Origin of the sequence: Lelliottia sp. (assembly GCF_045627565.1) — a bacterium.
Classification (GTDB): Bacteria; Pseudomonadota; Gammaproteobacteria; order Enterobacterales; family Enterobacteriaceae; genus Enterobacter.
In genome coordinates this window covers 47708-68238 of the sequence record NZ_JAZQNX010000024.1, presented here as the reverse complement: position 1 = coordinate 68238, position 20531 = coordinate 47708, and the positions used below count along the sequence as shown (strand labels likewise).

The window sequence follows — 20531 nt, the reverse complement described above, 5'->3', positions numbered from 1 at the left end:
TTACGGCCTTGTAGTAGAAGCAGAATTAACAAACCACTGCTGGATGTTACCCATCGCGGAATGCGAGGTATCCAGAATTGGCTGCGGATATAAGCCCAGCAGCACCAGCAGTACGACCAGCAACAGAACGATGGACAGCTCGCGCAGAGACATCCCCGGCAGTTCTTGCGCCGCGATTTCACTCTTCGCTTTACCGAAGTAAGCACGGTGCAGCATCGCCAGCGAGTAAACGGACGCGAAGACCAGGCCGAAAGTGGAGACAACCGTGATAACCGGAACCACTTTAAAGCTGCCGAACAGAATCATGAATTCGCCGACAAAGTTACCGGTGCCCGGCATACCCAGCGTCGCAACCGCGAAGAACATGGACAGCGCTGGCAACCATTTAATTTTGCTCCACAGACCGCCCATCATGCGCATGTCACGGGTATGCAGACGTTCGTACAGTTGACCACACAGAATGAACAGACCTGCCGCAGACAGACCGTGTGCAATCATCTGGATAACCGCCCCCTGGTACGCAAGCTGGCTGCCGGTGTAGATCGCAATCAGTACGAAGCCCATGTGAGAAACGGAGGTGTACGCGATAAGACGTTTAATGTCGTACTGCGTGAATGCCATCCATGCGCCGTAGAAAATACCGATCACACCCAGCCACATCGCAATCGGGGCGAACTCAGCAGAAGCGTTCGGGAACAGCGGCAGTGCGAAACGCAGCAGACCGTAGGCCGCGGTTTTCAGCAAAATCCCCGCCAGGTCAACAGAACCCGCCGTTGGTGCCTGGGAGTGCGCATCTGGCAGCCAGCCGTGCAGCGGAACAACCGGCATTTTCACTGCAAACGCGATGAAGAAACCGAGCATCAGCAGGTATTCAACACCGTGTGACATTGGCGTTTTCAGCAACTCTTCGTAGTTGAAGGTCCAGACGCCAGTCGCATTGTGATGCACAAAGACCAGTCCCAGGATCGCAATCAACATCACCAGACCACTCGCCTGGGTGTAGATGAAGAACTTGGTTGCCGCCGTGATACGCGTTTTACCGTCGGATGCCTTGTGGCCCCACAGCGCGATCAGGAAGTACATCGGCACCAGCATCATTTCCCAGAAGAAGAAGAACAGGAACATGTCGATGGCCAGGAACACGCCGATGACGCCGCCCAAAATCCACATCAGGTTCAGGTGGAAAAAGCCCTGGTATTTTTCGATTTCTCGCCAGGAGCACAGTACCGCCAGAACACCGAGCAGACCCGTCAGCACCACCATCAGCAGCGACAGACCGTCGATTGCCAGATGGATTGTGATGCCAAAACGTGGGATCCACGGCAGGATAAATTCAGATTGCCACTGCGGAAGGCCCGCAGATTGGGTCAAAGAATAGCCGCCCTGCAACCAGAGTTGCAGGCCAAGCAGAAACGTCAATCCCATGGTGATCAGCGCAATCCAGCGCGGCATCTTCACGCCAAAGCGTTCAGTCTGCCAGCACAGGAATCCACCAATGAAGGGAATTAATATCAACCAAGGCAATAACATAGCTAAGTATGTCCCTTATTTTTACTCCTGCCCAAGCTGTTTCGCTCGTCATACTCAACGTCGAAAAGCCTGTACTTCAGGAAAGTAATCTAAATGTATTCTTAGTTCACAGGCCCGGGATTTCACCAGGCCTATTCACACAACCATCAAACTCAACGCAACACCATCAGCAGAGCCAGCACCACAACCGCGCCGATGCTCATCGATGCGACATACCAGCGCAGATACCCGTTCTCGCTCAACAGCAGGCCTTTACCTGCAAAGCGGGAAAGAATCGCCGGGATGTTCATCATTGAGTTCATCGGGTCACGTTTGAGCAGCCACGCAATACCCAGGAATGGCTTGACGAAAATCTTGTCGTACAGCCAGTCGAAGCCCCATGCGTTGTACCACAGGGTACTCAGCAGACGCCCTGGCGCACTGTTGGTAATCGACGTCACCAGAGTACGTTTGCCCAGCCACAGCCATGCAGCAATCAGGATGCCCGCAATCGCGACCACACCCGAGGTGATTTCTAGCGTCAGAACGCGGCCGTGCTCAAGCTCGGTGGTATCTGGCAGCACGCCCTGCAATGGCGGAACAATCATTGCGCCGACGAAAGTAGACAGCACCAGCAGCACAATCAGCGGCAGATGGTGGGTAATCCCCTTTCCTGCATGAGCGTGAATTTGTTCTTTGCCGTGGAAGACGATGAAAATCATACGGAAGGTGTACAGAGAGGTCATAAACGCACCGACCAGACCTGCCACCATCAGATTGATATGACCATTCGCCATAGCACCTGCAAGGATTTCGTCCTTACTGAAGAAGCCCGCGGTGATGATTGGCAGCGCTGACAACGCTGCGCCACCCACCAGGAAGCAGACATACACCAGCGGAATGGATTTGCGCAGACCGCCCATCTTGAAGATGTTCTGCTCGTGGTGGCAGGCCAGAATCACCGAGCCAGACGAGAGGAACAGCAGCGCTTTAAAGAACGCGTGCGTCATCAGATGGAAAATCGCCGCGTCCCACGCCTGCACACCCAGCGCCAGGAACATATACCCGATCTGGCTCATGGTGGAGTACGCAAGAACGCGTTTGATGTCGGTCTGAACCAGCGCAGCAAAGCCCGCCATTACCAGCGTTACCGCACCCACGATACCGACCAGATGCAGAATTTCCGGCGTCATCAGGAACAGGCCGTGCGTACGGGCAATCAGGTAGACACCTGCAGTTACCATGGTAGCAGCGTGGATCAGCGCGGAGACAGGCGTTGGACCGGCCATCGCATCGGCAAGCCAGGTCTGCAACGGCAGCTGAGCGGATTTACCCACAGCACCACCCAGCAGCATCAGCGTCGCCCACGTCAGCATGTTGTTACCTGCTTCGAAGTGAGCCGGAGCCAGTTCCACCATTTCGCGGAAATTCAGCGTGCCCAGTTCGTTGTAAAGAATGAACAGCGCGAAAGCGAGGAACACGTCACCCACGCGGGTCACGACGAACGCTTTCATGGCCGCTGCGCCATTCTTCGGATCGGTGTAATAGAAACCGATCAGCAAGTAGGAACACAGCCCCACGCCTTCCCAGCCGAGATACATCAGCAGCAGGTTATCGCCCAGCACCAGAATCACCATGCTCGCGATAAACAAGTTGGTGTACGCGAAGAAGCGGGAGTACCCCTCTTCACCGCGCATATACCAGGAGGCGAACATGTGAATCAGGAAACCGACGCCAGTGACAACCGACAGCATGGTCAGTGACAGACCATCCAGGACCAGGTTGAAACCAATGTTGAAATCACCGACCGACATCCAGGTCCACAGCGGGACGCTGAAGGCCTGCTTGCCGTTGTTAAAGAAGTCAATTCCCGCATACGCTGTGACCAGCGCAGCAAGGCCGATTGAGCCAATGCCCACCGTTGCGGACACGTTTTCCGACCAGCGGCCGCGGGAAAATGCCAGCAGCACAAAGCCAATCAATGGAAAAATAATGGTTAAGGCAAGCATGTTCATCCACGCAACTCACTTACTGAATCGATGTTCAGGTTCTGGCGGCGACGATGGAGCTGCAGCAACAGCGCCAGGCCAATACTCGCTTCGGCAGCCGCAAGGCTGATCGCGAGAATGTACATAACCTGACCATCAGGCTGACCCCAATAGCTACCGGCGACCACAAAGGCCAGCGCGGAAGCATTAATCATGATTTCCAGACCGATCAGCATAAACAGCAGATTGCGGCGGATAACCAGACCCGTCAGCCCGAGAACGAATAAAATCGCGGCGAGGATCAGTCCATGTGTTAAAGGAATCATGCGCGCTCCTCCGTTTTTCTTTTCGCGCGATCGTCAGTCCGGTTGCTCAGCACTTCGCCAGCACGCTCTTCGCGGCCAACGTGGAATGCCACAACCAGACCCGCCAACAGCAGCATCGACGCCAGTTCAACCGCCAGAACGTACGGGCCGAACAGCGCAATACCCACTTCTTTAGCGCTAATTGGCGTACCGTCAATGCCCTGGTCGTTAACACCCAGAATGGCGTAAACGATAACTACCAGCATGATGGCCGATAAAATAGCCGGACCAATCCACACTTGCGGCTTCAGCCACTGACGTTCCTGTTCGATTTCAGCACCGCCCAGGTTCAGCATCATCACGACGAACACGAAGAGAACCATAATGGCACCCGCGTAGACGATGATTTCCAGTGCGCCCGCAAAGTGCGCACCAAGCGCGAAAAACACGCCGGAAATAGCCAGCAGCGAGATGATCAGATACAGCAGCGCATGCACCGGGTTGGTGTGCGTGATCACTCGCAGCGTGGCCAGGATGGCGATGAGGCCACAGATATAAAAAGCGAATTCCATTGCCCTTCTCCTTACGGTAACAGGCTCTTGACGTCGATAGGCTTAGCTTCGTTCTCTGCTTCGCCTTTATCTTTGCCGTCGATTGCCATACCCGCCATCCGGTAGAAGTTATATTCCGGGTATTTGCCCGGACCGGAAATCAGCAGATCCTCTTTCTCGTACACCAGGTCCTGGCGCTTGTACTCACCCATTTCAAAATCGGGAGTCAGCTGAATCGCCGTGGTTGGGCACGCTTCTTCACACAGACCGCAGAAAATGCAGCGCGAGAAGTTGATGCGGAAAAACTCAGGGTACCAGCGGCCATCTTTGGTCTCTGCTTTCTGCAGAGAGATACAGCCTACCGGACACGCTACCGCACACAGGTTACAGGCAACGCAACGCTCTTCGCCGTCCGGATCGCGAGAAAGCACGATACGGCCACGGTAGCGCGGCGGCAGATATACCGGCTCTTCCGGATACATCTGGGTTTCGCGTTTAGCAAACGCGTGCAGCCCGATCATCCAGATACTGCGGATCTGGGTGCCGGCGCCTACGAGTAATTCTTTCAAGGTCATGATCTATTCGCCCCTATTGCGCCTGCCAGAGAATGACAGCCGCCGTTACCAACAAGTTGACTAGCGTCAGCGGCAGGCACACTTTCCAGCCGAAGGACATTACCTGGTCATAACGCGGACGCGGTAATGAGGCGCGAATCAAAATGAACATCATCATGAAGAACGCGGTTTTCAGCGCGAACCAGATGAACGGCGGTAAGAACGGACCGTGCCAGCCACCAAAGAACAGCGTGACCATCAGCGCAGAAATGGTGACGATACCGATGTATTCGCCCACGAAGAACAGACCGAATTTCATACCGGAATATTCAATGTGGTAACCGTCGGCCAGTTCCTGCTCGGCTTCTGGCTGGTCAAATGGGTGACGGTGACACACAGCCACACCCGCGATAGCAAAGGTGACAAAACCAAAGAACTGCGGGATCACGTTCCAGATGTCGGCCTGGTTGTTGACGATGTCGGTCATGTTGAATGAACCGGCCTGCGCCACTACGCCCATCAGGGAGAGTCCGAGGAACACTTCGTAGCTCAGCGTCTGCGCGGAAGCACGCATCGCACCCAGCAGCGAGTATTTGTTGTTACTGGACCAACCGGCGAACAGCACCGCGTAAACCGCCAGGCCAGCCATCATCAGGAAGAATAAAATCCCGATATTCAGGTCAGCCACAACCCAGGTAGGGCTAACCGGAACGATGGCGAATGCCAGCAGCAACGACGTGAACGCGATCATCGGCGCAAGAGTAAAGATGACGCGGTCCGAGAATTTCGGGATCCAGTCTTCTTTAAAGAACATCTTGATCATGTCCGCGACTAGCTGGAGTGAACCACCCCAGCCAACACGGTTCGGTCCGTAACGGTTCTGGAACAGACCGAGCAGACGACGTTCGCCAAAGCTCATGAACGCACCGCAGGTGACAACCACCAGCAGAATGACCACCGCCTTGAGAATGCTTAACAGAATGTCGATAAGATCCGGCGTTAACCAACTCATGCTTGTGCCTCCTGCAGATTATCAAGACGCGCGCCCGCCAGGACCGGTGCAATACCCGGTAATCCCATCGGCAGACCCACCTGTCCTGCTGTCAGACCTTCGGCGATAATCAGCGGCAAGCTGATTGTCTGGCCTTCGTAGCTAAAGGAGATTTGGCTGCCCGCGTTTACGCCAAGCTTCGCGGCATCCGCCGGATTGAGTTTGATGTAGGGCTGCGGCATGCGCGTCTGGAACACAGGGGAACGCTGGGACATCTCATCGCTACCAAACAGATGGTAGTACGGCGCGATACGCCAGTTGCCTTCCTGAGCCTCAAAGCTTGCCGGAACGGTCGTGTAGTAATCCAGACCTGTTTCGCTAGCTTCAATCAGACGTACGCCTGGATCGCCGTGGCGCAGAGAACCGCCTACTTCAGACTGGAATTTGTTCCATGCCTGCGGGGAGTTCCAGCCCGGTGCCCATGCAAATGGAACCTGAGAGCGCGGAGCAGACGGTTGGTTGTTACCTTCCATTGAGAAGGCAAACATCGTGTCTTTATCCTGCGGCTGGCGCGGTTCATGCACGCTGATATTGGCGCGCATCGCAGTACGGCCACTGTAACGGTGCGGCTCACGGGCCAGTTTCTGACCGCGAATACGGAAGCTTGCATCTGGCGCAGCTTCTTTAATGCCAGCCAACTGAGGTAGTTTTTCCACCACCGCGTCGATAACGTGGTCAAGCTGCGTCCAGTCCACTTCGCGGCTCTGAACGGTGCTATGCAGCGAGTGCAGCCAGCGCCAGCTTTCCAGCATCACGATGTTGCTGTCGTAATATGACGGGTCATAAACCTGGAAGAAACGCTGTGCGCGGCCTTCGTTGTTGATGACCGTACCATCGCTTTCAGCAAAGCTTGCCGCAGACAGCACGAGGTGTGCTTTGTCCATAATCGCCGTACGCTGATGGTCGATAACCATCACCAGCGGCGCTTTGGAGAGTGCAGCATCAACGCGTGCAGCAGAGGCATGACGATGCAGGTCGTTCTCAAGCACGATGACGCCATCGGCGGCGCCAGTTTCGAGTTCGCTAAGGGCCTCTTCCAGAGAACCGCCGCCGATCATACCCAGACCCATGCTGTTCACCGCACGAGCAATCATGGTCACGCCAACGTCTGCACCACGGCCTTTCAGGGCTTTCGCAACGTTTGCTGCAGCCTGAATCACGTCAGCACTCCCGGCGTTGGTACCGGAAATAATCAGTGGTTTCTTCGCCCCCGCCAGCGCCTGCACGATCACGTCGATCTTGTTCTGCAAATCGCGATCCAGACCGTCAACGGCCGGCGCGCTGTTATCCAACGCATGCGCGATCGCAAAGCCAAGACGCGCCTGATCTTCTACCGGTGCGCGATAGGTCCACGCAGCGATGTCGTCGAGACGCGTGTTGTCGACGTTGGTGACAAACAACGGATGTTTGGCACGCTGGCCGATGTTCATGATCGCCGCAATCTGCCAGTCAGCCACTTTCTGGGCGGCTGCCATTTCACGCGCTTTACCTTTCACTGCCTGACGAACCGCCAAAGCAACGCGCGCGCCCGTTTGTGTCAGATCTTCACCCAGCACCAGAACAGCATCGTAGGATTCGATTTCGCGCAGCGCAGGGGTACGAATACCGCCTTCGCGCAGCACTTTCAGCACCAGTTGCAGACGTTCTTGCTCACCGTTAGCAATACCGGTGTAGAAGTTTTCTGCACCCACCAGCTCACGAAGAGCAAAGTTGCTTTCAACGCTTGCACGTGGAGAGCCGATACCGATGACCTTCTTAGACTGACGCAGAATGTCTGCCGCGCCCTGCATTGCCTGTTCGGCGTTCAGGGTGATGACATCATCGCCACGGCGCTGAACCGGCTGACGCGGACGGTCTTTCAGGTTTACATAGCCATAGCCGAAACGACCACGGTCGCACAGGAAGTAGTGGTTAACGGTACCGTTATAACGGTTTTCGATACGACGCAGTTCACCGTAACGCTCGCCCGGGCTGGTGTTACAGCCAAGGGAACACTGCTGGCAGATGCTTGGTGCAAACTGCATGTCCCATTTACGGTTGTAGCGCTCGGAGTGCGTTTTATCGGTGAACACGCCGGTCGGGCAGATTTCTACCAGGTTGCCGGAGAATTCGCTTTCAAGCGTACCGTCTTCCGGACGACCAAAGTAGACGTTGTCATGTGCGCCATAGACGCCCAGATCTTCGCCATCGGCGTAATCTTTGTAGTAACGCACGCAGCGGTAACAGGCGATGCAGCGGTTCATTTCGTGAGAGATGAACGGCCCCAAATCCTGATTACGGTGGGTACGTTTGGTAAAACGATAGCGACGGAAACTATGACCCGTCATCACGGTCATATCCTGAAGGTGGCAGTTACCGCCCTCTTCGCAGACCGGACAGTCGTGCGGGTGGTTGGTCATTAACCATTCCACCACGCTTTCACGGAACTGTTTCGCTTCTGCGTCGTCGATAGAAATAAAGGTGCCTTCGGTTGCTGGTGTCATACAGGACATCACCAGGCGACCACGCGTGTCTTCCGCGTTTTGATATTGCTTCACCGCACACTGGCGGCAAGCACCGACGCTTCCCAGCGCCGGGTGCCAGCAAAAATACGGAATATCAAGGCCAAGAGACAGACAAGCTTCTAGCAAGTTGTCCGCCCCGTTGACTTCGTATTCTTTGCCGTCTACATGAATCGTAGCCATTAGCATGCTTCCAGTTGGCTCGAATAAATTCGAGCGTTAATCAAAATTCAATATCGCTACCAGCGCGCTTTTAGCAGGTTCGGCTGAATCCCATTGATCGCATGGGTATTGCTGAACGGCTGCTTGATGCCTGCTTCGAATTCTTCGCGGAAATATTTAATCGCGCTTTGCAGAGGCTCAACGGCGCCAGGTGCGTGGGCACAGAAAGTTTTGCCCGGACCAAGGAATCGACACAGTTGCTCAAGTGTCTCGATATCACCAGGCTGGCCTTCGCCACGCTCAAGAGCACGCAGGATCTTCACACTCCACGGCAAGCCATCACGGCAAGGTGTACACCAGCCACAAGACTCGCGAGCGAAGAATTCTTCCAGGTTGCGGACCAGCGGCACCATCCCAATTTCATGGTCAACGGCCATCGCCAGCGCAGTACCCAGACGGCTACCCGCTTTACCAATGCTTTCAAATTCCATTGGCAGGTCAAGATGCGCTTCGGTCAGGAAGTCTGTACCTGCGCCGCCCGGCTGCCAGGCTTTGAACTTGAGTCCATCGCGCATACCGCCAGCGTAGTCTTCAAGGATTTCGCGCGCGGTGGTACCGAAAGGTAATTCCCAAAGACCTGGATTTTTGACGCGACCAGAGAAGCCCATCAACTTTGTGCCAGCGTCTTTACTGGTAGAGATGTTTTGATACCACTCCACGCCGTTAGCAAGAATAGCCGGAACGTTACACAGGGTTTCGACGTTGTTCACACAGGTCGGTTTACCCCACACGCCGGAACTTGCCGGGAACGGTGGCTTGGAGCGTGGATTCGCACGGCGGCCTTCAAGGGAGTTAATCAGAGCGGTTTCTTCACCGCAGATATAACGCCCTGCCCCGGTGTGCACGAACAGTTCGAAGTCAAAACCGGTGCCGAGGATATTTTTGCCAAGCAGACCTGCTTCAGTTGCTTCGGCAATCGCACGACGCAGATTTTCTGCCGCTTCGATGTACTCACCGCGCAGGAAGATGTAGCCGCGGTAAGCTTTCAGCGCAAACGCGGAGATCAGCATGCCTTCCACCAGCAGGTGTGGCAGTTGTTCCATCAGCAGGCGGTCTTTATAGGTGCCGGGTTCCATCTCATCGGCATTACACAGCAGGTAACGGATGTTCATGGATTCGTCTTTCGGCATCAGACTCCACTTAAGCCCCGTGGAAAAGCCCGCGCCGCCGCGCCCTTTCAGGCCAGCGTCTTTCACCGCATTCACGATTTCATCCGGCGCCATGCCAGCAAGGGCTTTGCGAGCACCTTCGTAACCGTTTTTGCTTTGATATTCATCGAGCCATACCGGCTGTTTGTCATCGCGTAGACGCCAGGTCAGCGGATGAGTTTCAGCAGTACGAATTACAGTTTTCATTTGTACTGCTCCAGCAGGTCAGGAATCGCTTCCGGCGTCAGATGGCTGTGAGTGTCCTCATCAATCATCATGCTCGGCCCCTTGTCGCAGTTACCCAGGCAGCAGGTCGGCAGCAGAGTAAAGCGGCCATCAAACGTCGTTTGCCCCGGCTTGATATCGAGTTTTTTCTCGAGCGCAGCCTGAATCCCCTGATAACCCGTGATATGACATACCACGCTGTCGCAATAGCGGATCACATGACGGCCAACCGGCTGGCGGAAGATTTGGCTGTAGAACGTTGCCACCCCTTCCACATCACTTGCCGGAATGCCGAGCACTTCAGCAATCGCATAAATCGCGCCATCTGGCACCCAACCGCGCTGTTTCTGAACGATTTTCAGCGCTTCAATGGACGCCGCACGCGGGTCTTCGTAGTGGTGCATCTCGTGCTCAATCGCCGCACGTTCTGCCGCACTCAGCTCAAAAGCCTCGGTTTGTGGTTGTTGATTCTCGTGCATAATTAGCGGTCCACATCTGACATAACAAAATCGATACTACCCAGATGGACGATCAAGTCGGACACCAGGCTGCCGCGTACCGCCACCGGAATTTGCTGTAAATGCGCAAAGCTCGGGGTACGAATACGAGTACGGTAGCTCATGGTGCTGCCATCGCTGGTCAGGTAATAACTGTTGATACCCTTGGTCGCCTCAATCATCTGGAAGGATTCGTTGGCCGGCATAACCGGGCCCCACGAAACTTGCAGGAAGTGGGTGATCAGGGTTTCGATATGTTGCAGCGTACGCTCTTTCGGTGGCGGCGTAGTCAGCGGGTGATCCGCCTTGAACGGGCCTTCCGGCATGTTGTTGAGACACTGCTCAAGAATGCGCAAGCTTTGGCGCAGCTCTTCAACTTTCAGCATCACGCGGGTGTAGCAGTCAGAAACACCGCCGCCAACCGGGACTTCAAAGTCGAAGTTTTCGTAGCCTGAGTATGGACGCGCTTTTCGCACGTCGAAATCAATTCCTGTCGCACGCAGCGCAGCACCGGTACAACCCCAATCCAGGGCTTCTTTTGCACCGTAGGCAGCAACACCCTTAGAACGGGCAATCAGAATGCTGTTACGCAGCGCGGCTTTCTCGTAAGAGTCCAGACGTTTTGGCATCCAGTCGAGGAAATCACGCAGCAGTTTATCCCAGCCGCGCGGCAGATCATGTGCAACACCGCCGATACGGAACCAGGCCGGGTGCATACGGAAACCGGTAATGGCTTCGACGACATCGTAGATTTTTTGACGGTCGGTAAAGGCGAAGAAGACCGGCGTCATCGCACCGACGTCCTGAATGAACGTAGAGATATACAGCAAGTGGCTGTTGATGCGGAACAGTTCGGAGAGCATGACACGAATGACGTTCACGCGATCCGGAACAGTAATACCCGCCAGTTTCTCAACCGCCAGCACGTACGGCATTTCGTTCACGCAGCCGCCGAGGTATTCGATACGGTCGGTGTACGGAATGTAACTGTGCCAGGACTGACGCTCGCCCATCTTCTCAGCACCACGGTGGTGATAGCCGATATCAGGAACGCAGTCGACAATCTCTTCGCCATCAAGCTGAAGGATAATACGGAATGCACCGTGTGAAGATGGGTGGTTTGGACCGAGGTTGAGGAACATGAAATCCTCGTTTTCGGTGCTGCGCTTCATGCCCCAGTCTTCAGGCTTGAACGTCAGTGCTTCCATCTCCAGATCCTGTTTGGCTTTGGTGAGCTCAAACGGATCGAATTCGGTCGCTCGCGCCGGGTAATCTTTACGCAGCGGGTGGCCGGTCCACGTTGGCGGCATCAGAAGACGCGTCAGATGCGGGTGACCGTCGAAGGTCATGCCAAACATTTCCCAGGTCTCACGCTCATACCAGTTAGCGTTCGGGAAAAGTTTGGTAAACGTTGGCAAGCGCATGTCGTTTTCAGACAATGCCACCTTGAGCATGATATCCCGATTGCGGTCTATTGAGATCAGGTGGTAGAAAACGGAAAAATCCGCCGCAGGTAAACCGTGACGGTGCGTACGTAAGCGCTCATCCATGCCGTGGAGGTCAAACAGCATGACGTAAGGTTTTGGCAGTTTCTTTAAGAAATCGCCCACTTCCAGTAATTGTTCACGCTTAACCCAAACTACGGGTACCCCGGTGCGGGTGGCCTGAACAGTAAAGGCATCCGGCCCAAAACGGTTGCGCAGTTCGCCGATGACCGGGTCATCCAGATGGTCCCGGGTAAGGCAAGCGGCTTGCGCGGTTAAGTCGGTCATATTGTTCACCATTGCAAATGGTCCGTGGTGACTGTCGGGCATGGCTTCGCGCTATTTGTATAGTGATATGCGAAGGGTTTCGCCACTGCCCGCAGGCGTAAATTAAATTTCGTCAGGCGTACGCAGGTTAGTCACTGCAATACGTTCGCCGCGTTTACGCTCGCGCTCTGATTGCATATTGGCGCGATACACGCCCTGATCGCCAACCACCCAGGAAAGCGGACGGCGCTCTTTGCCGATCGAATCCTGCAGCAGCATCAGTGCCTGCATGTAAGCTTCCGGACGTGGCGGACAGCCAGGAATGTAAACATCCACTGGGATAAACTTATCGACGCCCTGTACGACGGAATAAATGTCGTACATACCACCGGAGTTTGCACATGCCCCCATGGAAATGACCCATTTCGGCTCGAGCATTTGATCGTAAAGACGCTGAATAACTGGTGCCATTTTGGTGAAGCACGTTCCTGCGACCACCATCAGGTCAGCCTGACGTGGTGACGCACGCAGTACCTCGGCACCAAAACGCGCAACGTCATGCACCGCAGTGAATGACGTCACCATTTCAACGTAGCAGCAAGAAAGACCAAAGTTGTATGGCCAGATTGAGTTCTTACGACCCCAGTTGACCATATCGTGCATGGCATGTTCGAGTTTGCCCATATACACGCTTTTGTTGATTTCTTGCTCCAGGGGGTCGGTTACGATCTCCTGTTTTTGCAGGGGGTAACGGTCATTCTCACCGTTAGGATCTATGCGGGTGAGCGTATAATCCATCTTATTGCCTCGCTGTTACTGCTGACGATTAGAGTTACTGTTTTCCGGGTTAACCAGTTCACGGCGTGAACGCGTAGGTGTCCAGTCCAGAGCGCCGATGCGCACCAGATAAACCAGACCGGCCAGTAGCACTAAAATGAAAATTGCGGCTTCGACAAAGCCCACCCATCCGCTTTCACGAATTGAGGTTGACCATGCGAACAGGTAGAGCGCTTCAACGTCGAAGATGACGAAGAACATGGCCACCAGATAAAACTTGGCGGACAGGCGTAAGCGTGCAGTACCTACCGAATCGATACCCGATTCAAATGGGGTGTTTTTGTGCCTTGCGCGGGCGCGACCGCCCAGGAACCAGCCGCCGATTAACATCAGGCAGCACAGACCTATGGCAACAATAAGAAAGATTGCGAATGCCCAGTGATGAGCGACGACTTCTGTGGATGTTGACATACTCATTGCTTACTCATCAAAAGTGATACCTATAGCTCTGCTCTTACTGGCAGATGGACATCACATCGATTCATGGGGAGGAATAAATAACCTTACATCGACTGTCAGAAGTGAGACATAGACAGCAAAATGATGTGGTTTTTTACTCCTTTCTATAACCTTTTGTCAACTTTAACAAAGGTTTCTTCACATTAAATCACACGGATCAATTCTCATTAACATTTCATGCCCTTTAACCCTGGTGGGTGGTTGACTCTACGTCAACTGCAGGCTGTTGAATCGTGTCCGTTTTGCAGTAAAAGTAATATTACCCTCCTATTTTGACAGGATTTGCCGCTGATTCCTCCCCCCAAAGAGGAGTATTTTCTTGATCTGAGACACGCTTTTGTTAATCCAACCAAAAAAACGGCAACATTTTTACTGTTTTTTTAACATTAACGTCTAAAGCAAAATTTCAAAATCAAAATGCCCACAAATCCACCAAAATTGATTATCCAGATGAAAATAAACAGGTATTTTTAAAAGGCATAATAATAATATTGATATTATTGTCAAAAAAAAACCACTCCGCGAGAATTGCTCGCGAGTGGCCTTTTTTTACAATTACAAATTGTTACGAGAATTTTAGGATCCAGATCACTGAAAATCCTTTTCAACAACAAGCGAATCATCCCCCCCTTCAGGAGTAAGATTCTCGTATTGCCACGGATTATGGTAGCTCACCATCGCGTCGAACACGATTTTAGCCAGTTCATTATTGCTGGCAGTGTTGTGACACAGGAGATATTCCGTGTCCGGTAGCATTGGCAGTCCATCTGCACGGCCTAACACACGTAAATCTGGACTCATCATCTCAACAGGACGTGCCGTGACGCCCAGTCCAGCCTTAACAGCGGCGCGTACTGCTGGCAACGTAGAAGCCACATAAGCCAGACGCCATGGAATATTCGCTTCATTCAGTGCATTAAGCGCCATATCGCGGAATGGACTTGGATCGTCAAGCAACACCAACGGAATTGGATCGCCTTTTTGCAGCACATATTCCGCGGCACAATACCAGTGGGTCGGGGACGTTCGCAGCGTCAAACAATCAAATTGTCCAGGGCGATGTGTGGTCACCACCAGATCAACTTCGTGCTCTTTTAGCATATCGATCATAAACGCATTGCGTTTTACGCTCACATCCAGCGCAAGCTTCGGATAAACCGAACTAATGCGATTAAGCAAAAATGGCAAGATCGTATCAGCCGACTCATCAGATGCACCTAAGGTTAGCACGCCCTGAAGATTACTAAACATTAATGACATACATGCTTCATCATTGAAGCGAAGTATCTTCCGGGCGTAACCCAGAAGCTGAATTCCATGCTCGGTTAAGAGCTTATTGCGGCCATGACGGGCAAAAAGCTCTTTACCGACAAGTTGTTCCAGCCGCTGCATTTGCTGACTAACAGCCGACTGGGTACGACACACAGCCGCAGCAGCGGCTGCAAATGTATTGAGATCAGCGACCGCAACAAAAGTTCTCAGCAGATCGAGGTCGAGATTCATTATCGGACGATTTGCATTTATCATATCTATTCACTTACTAGTTGCTCGTGCGGAGCTGCCAGACCGGCAGACTACCTGACAGATAGTTATTGGCTGGTGTATAGCGAAAGTCAGAAACAACGTTCCATGACGATAATTTTATTCTCTTAAACGTTAAGAATATTTAGAGGTTTTGCCGATCCAGGTAAATTCCATTAAAGAAATTTCAAATCAGCCTCATCTTTCAGGCAACACGGCTAAAGCAGCAAAAGTGTCGCATATCCGTTATAACAGAGATAATTCTTACAATAACAATCAATTAATACAGTCAAAACAGAAAAAAATACACTGAAATGTAAACATTCATCCGTTTACTGAGACAACATCTTAACTCAAACCCGCTTTATTTATAAGTATTATCGCATCATCACTGATTAAACGATGTTGATATAGCGCTAAACTAATTTTATTAAAATTAACGAAAGTTAAGATTTAAGCGTCAATAATAAATAAACATTAATTTAGATTAGGTTTATTCATTAATACTGCTTAACATTATTTTCATACGCGTAACGTTTGTCAAAATTAAACATTTACCAAAGATAGTAAGAAGCATTCCGATTTTACGAAAGGTCACGAGAAGAAACCATTCAAGACTCATCGATTTTAGTTGCCTTTACCTTAATTTCAAACAGGATAAAATACAATAAAAATTTTATCCATCAAGATATAACACTAATAAACAATAATTAAACAAACGTTTTGACCACATAAAAGCTAAATACTCAGTTAAAGACATTCCACACCATTTTCTTCACTCTACAAAATCTTCTACTGCACACCCTTCAAAATGCCACGCGGTGGGAGTACATTGTTTCGTGCTGACTTCCACGGCAGGGAGTGGCAATAACAGCTAAAAGGTCAAAGATTCATGTCCCCTATCGAAAAATCCAGCAAATTAGATAACGTCTGTTACGACATCCGCGGCCCCGTTCTCAAAGAGGCAAAACGCCTGGAAGAGGAAGGCAACAAAGTTCTGAAACTCAACATTGGTAACCCTGCGCCGTTTGGTTTTGATGCGCCGGACGAAATCCTCGTTGATGTGATTCGAAATCTTCCCACGGCCCAAGGCTACTGTGATTCAAAGGGGTTGTACTCCGCCCGTAAAGCGATCATGCAGCATTATCAGGCCCGGGGTATGCGTGATGTCACCGTTGAAGATATCTATATCGGTAACGGCGTTTCCGAATTGATCGTGCAGGCCATGCAGGCGCTGTTGAACAGCGGCGATGAGATGCTCGTCCCCGCGCCGGATTATCCGTTGTGGACTGCCGCCGTTTCGCTTTCTAGCGGTAAAGCCGTGCATTATCTTTGTGATGAATCTTCTGACTGGTTCCCGGACCTTGACGATATCCGTTCTAAAATCACCCCGCGCACCCGTGGTATCGTTATTATCAACCCGAATAACCCAACCGGTGCGGTCTACTCCAAAGAGCTGTTAATGGAGATCGTTGAGATCGCCCGTCAGCATAACCTGATCATTTACGCCGACGAGATTTACGACAAAATCCTGTACGACGCCGCACAGCACCACTCCATCGCGGCGCTGGCACCCGATCTGCTAACGGTGACATTTAACGGCCTGTCAAAAACCTACCGCGTGGCGGGTTTCCGCCAGGGATGGATGGTCCTTCACGGTCCGAAAAAGCACGCTAAAGGTTATATTGAGGGCCTGGAAATGCTGGCGTCGATGCGTTTATGTGCCAACGTTCCGGCGCAACACGCGATTCAGACTGCGCTTGGCGGGTATCAGAGCATCAGCGAATTTATCGTGCCTGGCGGACGCCTGTATGAGCAGCGTAACCGCGCGTGGGAATTGATTAATGATATTCCTGGCGTGTCGTGCGTGAAGCCGAATGGCGCACTCTACATGTTCCCGAAAATTGATGCCAAGCGCTTCAATATTCATGATGACCAGAAAATGGTGCTCGATTTCCTGTTACAGGAAAAAGTGCTGCTGGTACAAGGTACAGCGTTCAACTGGCCATGGCCTGACCACGTTCGTATCGTTACCTTACCGCGCGAAGACGAGCTTGAAATGGCAATCAGCCGATTTGGCCGTTTCCTCTCCGGTTACCATCAGCTGTAACCTTCATCAGGCTGCCCACGGCAGCCTGATTTGCATCTTGCCTCCCCTCCCCGCACAATGAAATCTGTCGCAGTGAAAGACAAAAGGTAACTTATGAGTCAAAGTCATTTCTTCGCCCATCTCTCCCGCCTGAAACTCATCAACCGCTGGCCGCTCATGCGCAATGTGCGTACCGAAAATGTCTCTGAGCACAGTTTGCAGGTGGCGATGGTCGCCCATGCGCTAGCGGCGATTAAAAATCGTAAATTCAATGGGAACGTCAACGCCGAACGCATTGCCCTGCTGGCGATGTATCACGACGCGTCAGAAGTGCTAACGGGCGATTTACCGACGCCGGTCAAATATTTCAACTCGCAGATAGCGCAAGAATATAAGGCCATAGAAAAAATAGCCCAGCAGAAGCTGGTTGATATGGTTCCAGAGGAGTTACGCGATATTTTTGCGCCGCTCATCGACGAACATCAGTGCAGCGAAGAAGAGAGATTACTGGTGAAACAAGCCGATGCGTTGTGCGCCTATCTGAAATGTCTGGAAGAACTTTCTGCGGGCAACAACGAATTCTTGCTTGCAAAATCGCGCCTGGAAAAAACGTTAGAATCACGACGCAGTGAAGAGATGGACTATTTTATGCAGGTCTTTGTGCCAAGTTTTCAGCTTTCGCTGGATGAGATAAGTCAGGATTCACCGCTGTAAAAATCTCGCCCGGCGACTGCCGGGCGAATACATCAGAACGGGAAAAGAACCGGGATCAGCACGACGCACACCATCATCACTAAAAGCGTAAACGGCACGCCAAGCTTGACGAAATCGCTGAATTTATAATTTCCCGGCCCCAACACCAGCGTATTTACCGGTGATGATACGGGCGTCATAAACGCAGCGGAAGCCGCCATCGCTACCATCATGGCAAATGGATAAGGTGACACTCCCATTGATTTCGCCATCGCCAAAGCGATAGGTGCCATCAGGACAGCCGTTGCAGTATTGGAAATAAAGAGTCCAATCGTCGCGCACATAACGAACAGACACACCAGCATCATGTAGGGACCGTAACCCCCGCCGACGTCCATCAATCCTTTGACGACCAAATCCACGCCGCCTGTTTTTTGCAGCGCAAGAGCAAATGGCATCATCCCTACAATAAGAATAATGCTCGGCCAATGAATGGCTTTATAAGCACTTTCGGCATCGATACAACGGAATTTCCCCATCAATAAACAGGCAACTATCGCGGCGATAGGATTAGGGATTTCGTCGGTTAGCATCAATGCCACCATGAGGACCAGACAGAAAATGGCGTGCGGAGCCTGGCTATGAGCGGGTGAGGCGTCACTCTCTTCTATAGGCATATTCAGCACCACAAAATCGCGCCCTTTTTGCCCTAACTGGCTGATGAGCTTCCAGTTTCCGACGACAAGGAAGATATCCCCCAACTGTAACGGCTCATCCACCACTGCCCCTTCCACTGCCACGCCATCACGCTTTAGCCCCACGACGTTAAGGCCATAGCGGGTACGAAAACCCATTTCGCGCACGGTTTTGCCCAACAGTTCGGATTCTGGAATTAGTGAAACTTCCGCCATTCCTACGTCAAGCGCCTGATCGGAGAAGTATTCCCCGCGCAGCACCATCGGCTCCAACAGTTGTTCAGCGCAAAACTCACGTAAATCAACATCGGCCTTCGACATATCGATCAGTAAAACGTCTCGCGCACGGAACTCCGACACCCCGTTGACGTTGACAATAACGCGCCGGAACCGCCGCCAGCGTTCGACACCAATAACATTCGCGCCATAACGCTCGCGCAGCTTGAGATCGTCAAGGCGCTGGCCGATCAACGGCGAGCCCGGGCGGATCGCCAGGCGGCGTGCCCGGCCGGTAAGGCGATACTCTTTGATCAGATCGCGAAAGGTCCGTCGACGCCAGCCATCTTTATTTTTATGGAGGGGATCCCCTTTCAAGGCAAAGCGGGTCAGCAGCATGTAAAACACGCCAAGAACCAACACGACCAGACCAATAGGCGTCACGCTAAAGAAGCTGAAACCCGCGTACCCTTCTCGCAACAGCTCGCTGTTCACCACCAGGTTTGGCGGCGTCGCAACCAGCGTCATCATCCCGCTGATGAGCCCTGCAAAACTCAGTGGCATCATTAACCGCGAGGGCGAGGTTTGCATACGCATTGAGACGCTCAGCACGACCGGGATAAAAATAGCGACCACGCCGGTGGAACTCATAAACGCGCCAAGACCTGCCACCGTGAGCATCAGGTAGATGAGCATCTTGGTTTCACTACTACCCGCCACTTTAACCAGCCACGAGCCCATCACCGTCGCTACCCCGGTTCGGACCAGCCCGTCACCAATAATAAAGAGGGCGGCAATCAGAATGACGTTGGGATCGCTAAATCCAGAGAAAGCTTCAGGAAGCGTAAGCGTACCGCTCAGTACGAACGCGACAATAACCAGCAGCGCAACGGCGTCCATGCGTACTTTGCCAGTTGCAAAGAGAATAATGGCGATAGCGAGCAGGCTGAGCACCCAAATCAATTCACCGTTCACAACATGTCCTTGTCTGGGGGAAAAGGAGAAATTTTGCCACAAAAAGGCCCCAACACTGTGGGGCCAATTCATGAGATTACATTTTCAAGGAGACGGTCACATTTCCGCCTGAATTCCTGTGGACTTCAAGAGTCTCCAGCGAAGAGATCACAAAGTCGACCTCGTCCAGCCGGGGTGAACCGGTCGGCACATTGACGGCAATGACATGGCTTCCGGCGTTAAGCCCCGCCAGAACACCGGCGGCTGCATCTTCGACCACCACGCAATCGGCAGGGTGAAGCCCCAACAATTCCGCACCTAACAAAAAGGCATCCGGCTCAGGTTTACCGCGTTTCACACGTTCTGCCGTGACAAAAACTTCCGGTAACGGGAGCCGCGCTGCTTTGTGGCGCGCATGCGCGACCGGAACCGAACCAGACGTCACAATTGCCCATGGAATGTGTGCTTCATTCAAATGCTGGAGCAGTTCAATTGCCCCCGGTAGCGCGACGATGCCATCGGTATCGGCCGCTTCGATTTGCTCCAGATACGTGAACTCGGACTGAATTTCGTCTTCGCTTCTTCCGGGGAGAAAATGGCGGAGAGAAGTAATGGCCTGTTTACCATGGATAAAATTCAGTACGTCCTGATGGTCAATGCCATGCCTGTCGGCCCAATGGCACCATGAACGCTCGACAACCGGCAGCGAATCCACCAGCGTACCGTCCAGATCAAACAGAAAACCTTTACACTGCACGTTCACCC

General features: G+C 52.5%; 17 protein-coding genes. 2 read left to right on the top strand and 15 right to left on the bottom strand.

The features are described from left to right. From nuoM to lrhA, 13 genes are all read right to left on the bottom strand, one after another. The gene (gene nuoM, locus ACKI5T_RS13405) at window positions 1-1530 is read right to left on the bottom strand and encodes an NADH-quinone oxidoreductase subunit M (RefSeq protein WP_015959819.1); all 1530 of its coding nucleotides are present in this window, start codon (window positions 1528-1530) and stop codon (window positions 1-3) included. Window positions 1531-1682: 152 nt separating this feature from the next. After that, a complete protein-coding gene (gene nuoL / locus ACKI5T_RS13400; protein ID WP_407438045.1) occupies window positions 1683-3524 on the bottom strand; it encodes an NADH-quinone oxidoreductase subunit L in 1842 nt (613 codons plus the stop codon). After that, window positions 3521-3823, bottom strand: coding sequence for an NADH-quinone oxidoreductase subunit NuoK (gene nuoK / locus ACKI5T_RS13395; RefSeq protein ID WP_015959821.1), 303 nt, complete (start codon window positions 3821-3823; stop codon window positions 3521-3523). Before nuoK ends, nuoL begins: the two co-directional genes overlap by 4 nt. Beyond that, window positions 3820-4374: an NADH-quinone oxidoreductase subunit J gene (gene nuoJ / locus ACKI5T_RS13390; protein ID WP_015959822.1), complete on the bottom strand. Its 555-nt coding sequence runs from the start codon at window positions 4372-4374 to the stop codon at window positions 3820-3822. Before nuoJ ends, nuoK begins: the two co-directional genes overlap by 4 nt. An 11-nt stretch (window positions 4375-4385) precedes the next feature. Beyond that, window positions 4386-4928, bottom strand: coding sequence for an NADH-quinone oxidoreductase subunit NuoI (gene nuoI / locus ACKI5T_RS13385; RefSeq protein ID WP_015959823.1), 543 nt, complete (start codon window positions 4926-4928; stop codon window positions 4386-4388). A gap of 13 nt (window positions 4929-4941) precedes the next feature. Continuing rightward, window positions 4942-5919, bottom strand: a complete 978-nt coding sequence (gene nuoH / locus ACKI5T_RS13380; protein ID WP_015959824.1) for an NADH-quinone oxidoreductase subunit NuoH — start codon at window positions 5917-5919, stop codon at window positions 4942-4944. Further along, a complete protein-coding gene (nuoG, locus tag ACKI5T_RS13375) occupies window positions 5916-8642 on the bottom strand; it encodes an NADH-quinone oxidoreductase subunit NuoG (RefSeq protein ID WP_407438042.1) in 2727 nt (908 codons plus the stop codon). Before nuoG ends, nuoH begins: the two co-directional genes overlap by 4 nt. A 56-nt stretch (window positions 8643-8698) precedes the next feature. Then, on the bottom strand, window positions 8699-10036 hold the full coding sequence (gene nuoF, locus ACKI5T_RS13370) for an NADH-quinone oxidoreductase subunit NuoF (protein ID WP_407438040.1): 1338 nt from the start codon (window positions 10034-10036) through the stop codon (window positions 8699-8701). Then, window positions 10033-10533 carry an NADH-quinone oxidoreductase subunit NuoE gene (gene nuoE, locus ACKI5T_RS13365; RefSeq protein ID WP_015959827.1) on the bottom strand — a complete coding sequence of 167 codons (501 nt, stop codon included), beginning with the start codon at window positions 10531-10533 and terminating at the stop codon, window positions 10033-10035. The genes nuoF and nuoE overlap by 4 nt, the downstream gene beginning before the upstream one ends. Window positions 10534-10535: 2 nt before the next feature. Then, on the bottom strand, window positions 10536-12335 hold the full coding sequence (gene nuoC / locus ACKI5T_RS13360) for an NADH-quinone oxidoreductase subunit C/D (RefSeq protein ID WP_407438038.1): 1800 nt from the start codon (window positions 12333-12335) through the stop codon (window positions 10536-10538). A gap of 90 nt (window positions 12336-12425) precedes the next feature. Further along, window positions 12426-13100: an NADH-quinone oxidoreductase subunit NuoB gene (gene nuoB / locus ACKI5T_RS13355; RefSeq protein ID WP_015959829.1), complete on the bottom strand. Its 675-nt coding sequence runs from the start codon at window positions 13098-13100 to the stop codon at window positions 12426-12428. 15 nt (window positions 13101-13115) lie between these two features. After that, window positions 13116-13556 (bottom strand): NADH-quinone oxidoreductase subunit NuoA, encoded by a 441-nt coding sequence (gene nuoA / locus ACKI5T_RS13350; RefSeq protein ID WP_015959830.1) that lies wholly within the window; start codon window positions 13554-13556, stop codon window positions 13116-13118. A 630-nt stretch (window positions 13557-14186) separates the two neighbouring features. Next, window positions 14187-15125 (bottom strand): transcriptional regulator LrhA, encoded by a 939-nt coding sequence (gene lrhA / locus ACKI5T_RS13345; protein WP_015959831.1) that lies wholly within the window; start codon window positions 15123-15125, stop codon window positions 14187-14189. Window positions 15126-16011: 886 nt separating this feature from the next. Between lrhA and alaA the strand changes: the two genes are divergently transcribed. Then, complete coding sequence (gene alaA / locus ACKI5T_RS13340) at window positions 16012-17229, top strand: alanine transaminase AlaA (protein WP_015959832.1); 1218 nt, start codon at window positions 16012-16014, stop codon at window positions 17227-17229. A 93-nt stretch (window positions 17230-17322) separates the two neighbouring features. Further along, on the top strand, window positions 17323-17922 hold the full coding sequence (gene yfbR / locus ACKI5T_RS13335; RefSeq protein ID WP_131489120.1) for a 5'-deoxynucleotidase: 600 nt from the start codon (window positions 17323-17325) through the stop codon (window positions 17920-17922). Between the two features lie 32 nt (window positions 17923-17954). Here the strand turns inward: yfbR and ACKI5T_RS13330 are convergent, their stop codons facing one another. Next, a complete protein-coding gene (locus ACKI5T_RS13330) occupies window positions 17955-19787 on the bottom strand; it encodes an SLC13 family permease (protein ID WP_407438035.1) in 1833 nt (610 codons plus the stop codon). Window positions 19788-19863: 76 nt separating this feature from the next. Continuing rightward, window positions 19864-20523 carry a sugar phosphatase gene (locus ACKI5T_RS13325; RefSeq protein ID WP_407438033.1) on the bottom strand — a complete coding sequence of 220 codons (660 nt, stop codon included), beginning with the start codon at window positions 20521-20523 and terminating at the stop codon, window positions 19864-19866. Window positions 20524-20531: the final 8 nt, after the last annotated feature.